Annotated in this window: 1 protein-coding gene; it reads left to right on the forward strand. The window is 39.7% G+C overall.

Annotated elements, in window-relative coordinates; translation table 11 throughout:
* The coding region (locus tag NE664_14545; protein ID MCQ4727854.1) for a hypothetical protein at positions 1 to 244 on the forward strand (244 nt) is incomplete at its 5' end.
* Positions 245 to 421: the final 177 nt, after the last annotated feature.

Raw genomic sequence — 421 nt, forward strand, 5'->3', positions numbered from 1 at the left:
TATAAAAGTGTGTTATAGCGGCAGCGCGGGAGAATCTGGAGTTGATTTTTACAGGATAGATGCCGATGGGGTAAGTCACAAATTGGTGGATTCCTTTGCCTCAGCAGGTTCCCAGGAGGGAGATACTGCCATGTTTACCTATTCTCAAAATGGAACTGAAATTACAGAGGAAGAATACAATACTAAAATTCAAAGCTACGAAACCGCACTTACAACAGCATTGGACTGGAGACAGATTCAGTAAGGAAGTGAAAACTGTGATATACCGATATAAGAATGATTGCCAGAGGCAAAGCATTGATAACCGGGAGGAGACTGAGGATGATATTGTTTGTATTTGATACGAAAGAGGAGTGTGATAAATTTACAATTCTGTACGAAAAATACAGGAAGATAGTCCTGTACACAATATCAATCTATG

It is taken from the genome of Anaerotignum faecicola (assembly GCA_024460105.1).
Taxonomy (GTDB): domain Bacteria; phylum Bacillota; class Clostridia; order Lachnospirales; family Anaerotignaceae; genus JANFXS01.